The organism is Flavobacterium sp. UBA4854, assembly GCF_002399805.1.
GTDB classification, from domain to species: domain Bacteria; phylum Bacteroidota; class Bacteroidia; order Flavobacteriales; family Flavobacteriaceae; genus Flavobacterium; species Flavobacterium ginsengisoli.
Window position 1 is genome coordinate 1 of record NZ_DHEI01000121.1, and the last position, 9,032, is coordinate 9,032.

At 33.6% G+C, this 9,032-nt stretch carries 9 protein-coding genes; 6 read left to right on the top strand and 3 right to left on the bottom strand.

The window, feature by feature from the left end; all coding sequences use genetic code 11:
- The 5 genes from B3J44_RS17970 to B3J44_RS17990 all read left to right on the top strand — a co-directional run.
- Positions 1–585 (top strand): porin (locus tag B3J44_RS17970; RefSeq protein ID WP_286970115.1); only part of this gene is annotated, 585 nt, incomplete at its 5' end.
- 72 nt (positions 586–657) lie between these two features.
- Entirely contained in the window at positions 658–1,659 is a 1,002-nt protein-coding gene (locus B3J44_RS17975; protein WP_286970118.1) for a DUF6515 family protein, read from the top strand.
- Between the two features lie 103 nt (positions 1,660–1,762).
- Positions 1,763–2,896, top strand: a complete 1,134-nt coding sequence (locus B3J44_RS17980) for a formylglycine-generating enzyme family protein (protein WP_286970120.1) — start codon at positions 1,763–1,765, stop codon at positions 2,894–2,896.
- A gap of 118 nt (positions 2,897–3,014) precedes the next feature.
- Positions 3,015–4,292 carry a peptidase T gene (pepT, locus tag B3J44_RS17985; protein WP_286970122.1) on the top strand — a complete coding sequence of 426 codons (1,278 nt, stop codon included), beginning with the start codon at positions 3,015–3,017 and terminating at the stop codon, positions 4,290–4,292.
- Between the two features lies 1 nt (position 4,293).
- Positions 4,294–4,881: a YdeI/OmpD-associated family protein gene (locus B3J44_RS17990; protein ID WP_286970123.1), complete on the top strand. Its 588-nt coding sequence runs from the start codon at positions 4,294–4,296 to the stop codon at positions 4,879–4,881.
- A gap of 316 nt (positions 4,882–5,197) precedes the next feature.
- Here B3J44_RS17990 and yajC read toward each other — a convergent pair whose 3' ends face one another.
- The 3 genes from yajC to B3J44_RS18005 form a co-directional block, all read right to left on the bottom strand.
- Complete coding sequence (gene yajC, locus B3J44_RS17995) at positions 5,198–5,473, bottom strand: preprotein translocase subunit YajC (protein ID WP_012024270.1); 276 nt, start codon at positions 5,471–5,473, stop codon at positions 5,198–5,200.
- 78 nt (positions 5,474–5,551) lie between these two features.
- Entirely contained in the window at positions 5,552–6,463 is a 912-nt protein-coding gene (gene nusB, locus B3J44_RS18000) for a transcription antitermination factor NusB (protein WP_286970126.1), read from the bottom strand.
- 236 nt (positions 6,464–6,699) lie between these two features.
- Positions 6,700–7,806, bottom strand: a complete 1,107-nt coding sequence (locus B3J44_RS18005; RefSeq protein ID WP_286970128.1) for a Glu/Leu/Phe/Val family dehydrogenase — start codon at positions 7,804–7,806, stop codon at positions 6,700–6,702.
- Between the two features lie 204 nt (positions 7,807–8,010).
- Here B3J44_RS18005 and B3J44_RS18010 point away from each other — a divergent pair.
- A partial coding sequence (locus tag B3J44_RS18010; protein ID WP_286970130.1) for an ABC transporter transmembrane domain-containing protein occupies positions 8,011–9,032 on the top strand: 1,022 nt, incomplete at its 3' end.

Consider the following 9,032-nt stretch of genomic DNA (forward strand, 5'->3'; position numbering starts at 1 on the left):
ATGTATTTTGGAAGAGCACAATGGAATTTTTTAGGAAGATTTCTTGATTTTGAAGGCTGCGATTTAGAATTTCATGAAAAACCAACTCCGATTATTGCCTTTTCAGCCATCACAAACCGAAGCCCTTACACTCGTTTCTCGCAAGCAGGAGGAGGTTCTTTAGACGGATTTGAAGATGGCCTGCCAGGACAATACAGAGTCAATCAATGGAATTTGGAAAGCGCTTTTATGTACCGCGGCTTTTCGTGGCAGAGCGAATGGCATACCAAAGAAATCATTGATAAATACAATAATAACGACATGACTACTATGAAAGGGTATTACGTTCAAGCTGGATATTTCTTTCATAATGTTTTTGACTGGTGGCCAAAACATTTAGAAATGGCTGGACGGCATGCCGCATATAGACCTGATAATTCTATTAGAGAAAATAGACAAGACGAGTCTACATTGGCATTTAATTGGTTTTTCAAAGGACATAAAAACAAACTCACTTCAGAGGTAAGTTATTTTAGTTTTCAAGATAAAACACTTCCTTTACAAGAAGGCTGGCGATTTAGAATACAATGGGATATTTCATTGTAATTTAAACTTTTAACTCATTAACAAAAATCAAACATTTTTTTTCATAACTTTAAATCACATAAATTATTGAATATGAAAAACATATCCAAAACAGTAAAAAGACCAGCTCTTTTAGCTTTCTTAATCGGAACTCTTTTCTTTATTTCAATTGATAGTTTAGCGCAACGTCATGGAGGCGGAGTTCGCGGTGGAGGAGCACGCGGAGGCGGTGGAGCAACTCATACTAGACAAGCAAGGCCTGCAACTCAGTCTAGACCAAATGTAACAAGGCCAAGTACAACTAGACCCGCAGCGACGACTAGACCTTCAACAACTAGACCTGGAGCCAACAAATCTGGGACTCAAATTACAAGGCCGTCAAATAATTCCAACAGAAATAATACTACAAACAGAAACAACACAGTAAATAGAAATAATACTGTAAATAGAAACAATGTTGGCAACAGAAACACCAACATAAGCGGCAATACTGTCAACAGAAACAGAAATAATATCAATGTTAATAATAACATTTATGTACAGAACAATCGTAACACTGTAGTAAGACCTGGACCTCGCCCATACGTGCGTCCACCATATGCTTATGGGGGTTACAGATACAATTGTTATCATCCATATTATCCGCGTCCTTATGTACCTTTCTACTGGGGACCAGTTTGGCATCCTTGGGGATTTTTTGTAGCCACTTTAGCTGTTACGGCAATTGTTGTTAGTGTAGAAAGCACACAGTATCATTACGATCAGGGAGTTTGGTATACCTCATCCAACGGTGGCTATACGGCAGTTCCCGCACCAGTCGGCGGTACTGTAAACAATATTCCAAGCGGAGCAGAAACCGTAAATACTGGAACCGTAAATAATTACTATTATGGTGGAACATATTATGAAAAAGATGGAGGAAAATACACTGTCGTTGCTCCTACTGCCGGAACAATAGTAGAAAATTTGCCGGAAGGCGGAGAAGAAGTGACAATAGGCGATGCTAAATATGTAAAATTTGGTGAAACTTATTATCAGCCCGTGCAAATTGATGGAAAAAATAAATATGAGGTAGTTCAGGTTGAAAAAGAATAATTAAATTTTATTAATTCTATAAAATTACTATAACTTTAAAAGTTATTTTGCCTAATTTTATGCCCACTATTGACAACCATTATAAGCTCAAAAATAATAAACCATGAAAAACAAAACCTTTTGGATCTTTGCGTTACTCACATTGTCCATTATTTCAATTGCTTACAGTTACACTAAATTCACAAATGATAAAGCAGAAAAAACAGTTGCTGAATGTCACGAAACTCCCACTAATCTAGAATCTGAATTTAAACCAACTGTAGAAAATAAATTTAAACCTGCTGAAAAAACACCAAAAGGCATGGTCTGGATTCCTGGTGGCGAATTCTCAATGGGAACCAATGTTGAAGATGAAAGTTTATGTAGTATTAAAGGCGTGACCAAAGATGCCGCACCTATACACAGAGTGTATGTAGATGGTTATTATATGGATGAAACCGAAGTAACCAACGAAGAATTTGAAAAGTTTGTAAAAGCAACTGGTTACGTTACTGTTGCTGAACAGAAACCAACAAAAGAAGAATTTCCAACCGCAAATGAGGAAGATTTAGTTACTGGTTCTGTGGTCTTTACTCCTACTCCTTCTGCAGTAAATTTAAACAATTTTTTACAGTGGTGGCGTTACGAACCAGGTGCTGATTGGAGACACCCTGAAGGGCCGCAAAGTACCATTATAGGAAAAGAAAAATATCCTGTTGTTCACGTTGTTTACGAAGATGCTGAAGCTTATGCAAAATGGGCAGGAAAAAGACTTCCAACAGAAGCAGAATGGGAGTTTGCTGCACGAGGTGGTAAAACTGGAAATCTTTATGCTTGGGGAAATGATTTAAAACCAAAAGGAAAATTTCAAGCAAACATTTACCAAGGACACTTTCCAATTAAAGATGGAGATACCGGAGAAGATGGTTTTAAAGGAATTGCTCCAACAAAACAATATGCTCCAAATGCATACGGCCTTTATGATATTGCTGGAAATGTATGGGAATGGGTACATGATTGGTACAGTGTAGATTACTACAAATCATTAGCAGAAAGTGGAAAAGTAACCAGAAATCCTCAAGGGCCAGATGCTTATTACGATCCAAGCGATCCATCTGAAATAAAACGTGTGCATCGTGGCGGTTCGTTTTTATGCACCGATCAATACTGTACTAGATACATGGTTGGAACAAGAGGAAAAGGCGAAATTAGATCTGCTGCAAATCACGTTGGTTTTAGATGTGTAAAAAGCAAATAACAAACCTAAAATACCAGAAAGGGATTCAATATAGAATCCCTTTTTTTATTAATTCAGATATTGAAAGCTAAATTTCTTAGCAGAAAAAATTTTCTATATTTGCTAAAAATTCAAAAAAATGCAACATATCATAGATCGCTTTATCAGTTATGTAACAATTGATACCGAATCGGATCCAAATTCACAAACAACGCCAAGTACGCAGAAACAATGGAATCTTGCCAATAAATTAGTTGACGAACTAAAAGCAATTGGCCTAGAAGATGTAACTATAGATGACAAAGCTTATATCATGGCAACGCTTCCTAGCAATGTTGATCATGAAGTGCCAACAATTGGTTTTGTTTCTCATTTTGACACTTCTCCAGATTTTAGCGGAGCGAATGTAAAACCGCAAATCGTTGAAAACTACGATGGAAAAGATATTATTTTGAATGCTGAGAAAAATATCGTTTTATCTCCAGACTACTTTAAAGATTTATTATTATATAAAGGTCAAACCATCATTACAACTGACGGAACGACTTTATTAGGAGCTGATGACAAAGCTGGAATTACAGAAATCGTTTCGGCAATGGAATATCTGATTCAGCATCCTGAAATCAAACACGGAAAAATCAGAATCGGCTTTACTCCAGATGAAGAAATCGGACGTGGCGCACATCATTTTGATGTTGAAAAATTCGGAGCACAATGGGCTTATACCATGGACGGAAGCCAAATTGGTGAATTAGAATATGAAAATTTTAATGCGGCTGGAGCTAAAATTACTTTTAAAGGAAAAAGCGTTCACCCAGGTTATGCTAAAGGAAAAATGATCAATTCTATGCTTTTGGCAAATGATTATATCAATGAACTTCCGAAAGGCGAAACTCCACAGGAAACGAGAGGTTACGAAGGCTTCTTCCATGTTCACCACATAAAAGGGAATATCGAAGAAACCGTTTTAGAATTAATTATTCGCGATCATAACAGAAAGAAGTTCGAAAAAAGAAAAGAATTGATTCATAAGTTAGCGAAACAATTCAATAAAAAATTTGCAAAGAAATTTGGCGAAGATATTGTAATTGCCGAAGTAAAAGATCAATATTACAATATGAAAGAAAAAGTTCTTCCTGTAAAATACATTGTAGATATTGCTGAAAAAGCGATGAGAGAATTGAACATCAAACCCATCATTAAACCAATTCGTGGCGGAACTGATGGTTCTCAATTATCATTTATGGGATTACCTTGTCCGAACATTTTTGCAGGCGGACATAATTTCCACGGAAAATACGAATATGTTCCAGCAGAAAGCATTCAGAAAGCTACTGATGTAATTGTAAAAATTGCTGAATTAACAGCAATTCCAGGAATTTTTGATGCACCAGAAAAATCTAAAAGAAAAAGATAAAGTGGAACCGAATTCTGATAAAAAACACGTTTGGGACAAAGTCAATCAATGGGAAGAAGAACTTCTTTTTCTTAAATCGATTATTGACAAAACAGAACTGGTTGAAACCATAAAATGGGGAGGACCTATTTATGTTTACAACAAAAAAAATGTTATCGGAATTGGAGGTTTCAAAAATTATTTTGCCATTTGGTTTTTAAATGGTGTTTTCTTGAAAGATGAAAAAAAGAGACTAATTAACGCTCAAGAAGACAAAACAAAATCGATGCGTCAATGGCGTTTTACTTCTAAAGAGGAAGTAAACGAAAAAGAAGTTTTAGAATACATTTACGAAGCGATTGAAAACGAAAAGCAAGGAAAAGTTATTAAACCTTCTAAAAAAGAAGCTATTGTATCTGAACTTTTAGAAAAAGAAATGACTCAGAATCCAGCTTTAAAAGAAGCTTTTGAAAAGTTTTCTCCATACAAACAATATGAGTTTTTAGAATATATTGAAACGGCCAAACAGGAAAAAACTAAGATTTCTAGAATCGAAAAAGTGATTCCGATGATTTTAGCAAATGTTGGATTGAATGATAAATACAGATAGATTTCTAAAAATTCCAAATTTTTAAAATCCAAATTCCAAAACTATACGAGAACCTTTGTCAAAGTTTTAAACTTTGACAAAGGTTTTTTGATTATAGCCTTGACCAAATCAAACATCATCGTACCAGTTTGTCATTTCGACCGAAGGGAGAAATCACACGAGTAAATCTACAAAGAGTAGTAAATTTCTTTGCGGACTTTCTAGTGTGATTTCTCCCTTCGGTCGAAATGACAAAACGGTGTATATAAAATTCATCCAAAAAAAATCCCAAACTCCTATTTGGAATTTGGGATTTTGAATATTGTAATTTAGAAAATTAAGCTTTCTTATTCAAAGCAGCGCTCAATTCTAAAGAAATAGCAGAACGCTCTAATTTTAATTTTCCAGACATAGTTTCGATTACAACAGTAGTTTCTGCTAATTCAGCGATTTTACCGTGGAAACCACTTTTTGTAACTATTTTGTCGCCTACTTTTAGGCTGCTTTCAAATTCTTTTTCGTTTTTAGCTCTTTTTTGTTGTGGTCTAATCATAAAGAAATAGATTACCACGAACATTAAAAGGAATGGCGCAAATTGAGATAATTGTCCCATAATTTAAATTTGTTTTTGATTTATATTTAATATTCTTTTTTTTGGAATTTGGAATTTAAAAATTGATTATTTTAAATCTTACATTAACCCTCTTCCAACTTTTACCATTTTTTTATTGGCAGTAAGTTCCTTAACAAGATTATCTAAAATTCCGTTGATAAAAATACTACTTTTTGGTGTAGAATACTCTTTTGCAATTTCTAAATATTCGTTAAGAGTTACTTTTACTGGAATTGAAGGGAATTTAACAAACTCGCAAATTGCCATTTTTAAGATAATAGTATCAATTTCGGCAATACGATCACTATCCCAATTTGGCGTTTTATCTTCGTATTCTTTTGCAAAAGACGTTTCGTTTAGAATTGTTCTTCTAAATAAATCTTTTGCAAAATCTTTGTCTTCAACATCTTTATACAATTTTGGCACTCTAAAATCGTCCGGATCTTCCGTTTTAATTGCTTTCAATTGTTTTACAATATGAGTATTTACAACCGGAATATCATCAACCCACGTTAATTTATCATCCTCTAAATACTCGTATAATTTTTCATTAGGAACAATAACATTTTCAAACAAATCAATAATAAATTGTCTGTCTTCTTCAAACGTATTTACGTTATTACTCATGTATTTTTTGTAAATATCGCTTGCTTTAACATCATTTAAAAGCAAAATGATATAATCGTCGTTTAAAGACCAGTTATTGATTTTACGATTTTCTAAAGCGATACTAAGAGAATTGCTTTCGGCAAGAAGTTGAAAAATTTTGTTTTTGATAAATTTTTCATTTGGGTTACGTTCTGCTGCAGTAGCAAGGTGTTTTTTACTAGAAAGATGCAAATAGACAGCTTCTTTTTTACAAATTTCTATCAATGAAGAAAGCATTATAAGGTATAAGTCCTGAATATTATCAATGCTATAAAAAAGGAATTTCTCCTCTTTTTCCATGTTATCAGAACCGCTTTGATGCATTGCATAAATGGATTGCATTACTTTAACGCGTATGTGTCTTCTATTTACCACCGTGTAAGAACATTTAAAAATTAGTCTGCAAAAGTAAAACTTTTGATGCGTATTTTAAAATTAATTCGCAAAAAAGTGACAGTTTTTGGTCTCATTTTTATTTAGTTTTCAGTTCCAATCACAGTTTTCAGCATTAAGCAAAAACAAAAAGTCTCAGTTTCCAGTAGATCTGAAAACTGAGACTGAGACTGTAAACTTAAAAATTACTTAGAAGCGTTCTCGATTCTTCTTTGATCGATACGATTTTGAGCAATTGTAAGCGCCGCTTTATGAGTTGTAATATTGTTTTTGGCAGCGAAATCTATAATTTCTAAAGTTGTATTGTAGATATTTTCTGTTTTAGTCATTATTTCGGCTTTACCGTAGTTAGCTAATTCAGCATAAACATTGATAATTCCACCAGCGTTGATTAAGAAATCTGGAGCATATAAAATTCCTCTTTCTTGTAATCTTGCACCATGAACATTCTCATCTGCTAATTGATTGTTTGCAGCACCTGCAATAACTTTAGCTTTAATTTTATCTACTGTATTATCATTAATTGTTGCTCCCATCGCACATGGCGCATAGATATCAACATCTGCAGTATACAAATCTTCACCTGTATAAATTGCAGCATTATATTTTGAAGCAACTTGGTATAATTTTTCTTCATTAATATCAGTAATAGTCACCTGTGCTCCTTCCTTAGTTAAATAATCAACCAAAGTTTCACCCACGTGTCCAATTCCTTGTACCAAAACTTTTTTACCATCTAAAACATCAGTTCCAAACTGACTTTTAGCAGCCGCTTTCATACCAAGATAAACTCCGTAAGCCGTAATTGGAGAAGGATTTCCAGAACCACCTCTTTCTTCAGAAATACCCGTAACATAAGGCGTTACATCTCTTACAGTGTCCATGTCTTTGGTTTCCATTCCGACATCTTCTGCAGTGATATATCTTCCGCTCAAAGAGTGAACGAATTCACCAAACTTACGCATTAACTCAGGAGTTTTTTGTGTTTTAGCATCACCAATAATTACTGCTTTACCCCCACCAATATTAAGTCCAGTAATGGCAGATTTAAACGTCATACCTCTTGAAAGACGCAAAACATCATTTAAAGCTTCCCATTCTGTGTTATAATTCCACATTCTGGTTCCTCCCAAAGCTGGTCCCATAACCGAATTATGAATACCAATAATTGCTTTTAAACCTGTATCTTTGTCATTGCAAAATACAATTTGTTCGTGATCGTCAAAAGATAACTGTCCAAAAACAGGATCCATTTTTTGAAGTTCCTTTCCAGTTGTGAAAGTTGCATCCATAGCGCTAGTATTAATTAGGTTAAAATTATGAATTCGTCAAAAAGACTTCTCAAACATAATTAAAAAATACATATGTGCTAATTTTTTATCTTTAAAATAACAATTTTACAATATAATTGTTTTGATTAAATCGCAGATTATTATAATTTTATTTAATAATAATTCTTAAATACAAATCAATTCAATATTAGATTTCTTAAAAAAATGAAAGAATTAAGCTATTTAAATAAATATTTCATCAAATATAAATATAGTTTTTCAGCAGGTATTTTAATAACCATAATCGCACAAATATTTTCTTTATTTACCCCAAAGCTTATTAGTAAGTCTTTAAATGCTATTGAAAACTTTGACAAACTTTCTGTTGCTGAACAAAAATCGGAAATAGTAATCGCAACTTTTCGTCAGGACCTTATTCATAATGTACTGCTAATCATAGGAACTACGATTGTTGCTGGATTTTTGACGTTTTTAATGCGCCAAACTTTAATTGTAATGTCGCGCCATATTGAGTTTGATTTAAAAAATGAAGTTTTCAGACAATATGAGAATCTTTCTCAGAATTTCTACAAACAAAATAGAACTGGCGACTTAATGAATCGTATTAGCGAAGACGTTTCTAAAGTTCGCATGTATGTTGGCCCAGCCGTAATGTATACTATTAATACAGCTATTCGTTTTGCGATCGTTATAATATATATGTATAATGTATCACCGTTGCTTACTTTATATACTATATTGCCTTTACCGATTCTTTCGTATTGTATTTTTAAGCTAAGTTCTGAAATCAATAAACGAAGCACCACTTTTCAGCAATATCTTTCTAAAGTCTCGAGTTTTACTCAGGAAATCTTTTCCGGAATTCGAGTTATAAAAGCGTATTCTTTAGAGAATCAGCACCAAAATAATATGGTTGATTTGGCTGAAGAAAGTAAACGCAAAAGCTTAAGTCTGGCAAGAGTCCAGTCTTTATTCGGTCCGTTGATGATTGCTCTTATCGGAATCAGTAACTTGGTTGTAATTTATTTTGGAGGCGTAATGTATATTAATGGCAGCATTCCGAATATTGGAACGATTGCCGAATTTATATTATATGTAAACATGCTAACTTGGCCAGTTGCTTCTTTAGGATGGGTTTCTTCGATGGTTCAAGAAGCAGAAGCTTCTCAAAAACGTTTGAACGAATTTTTGAAAATTGAACCAGAAATTAAAAACAATAACGAAAA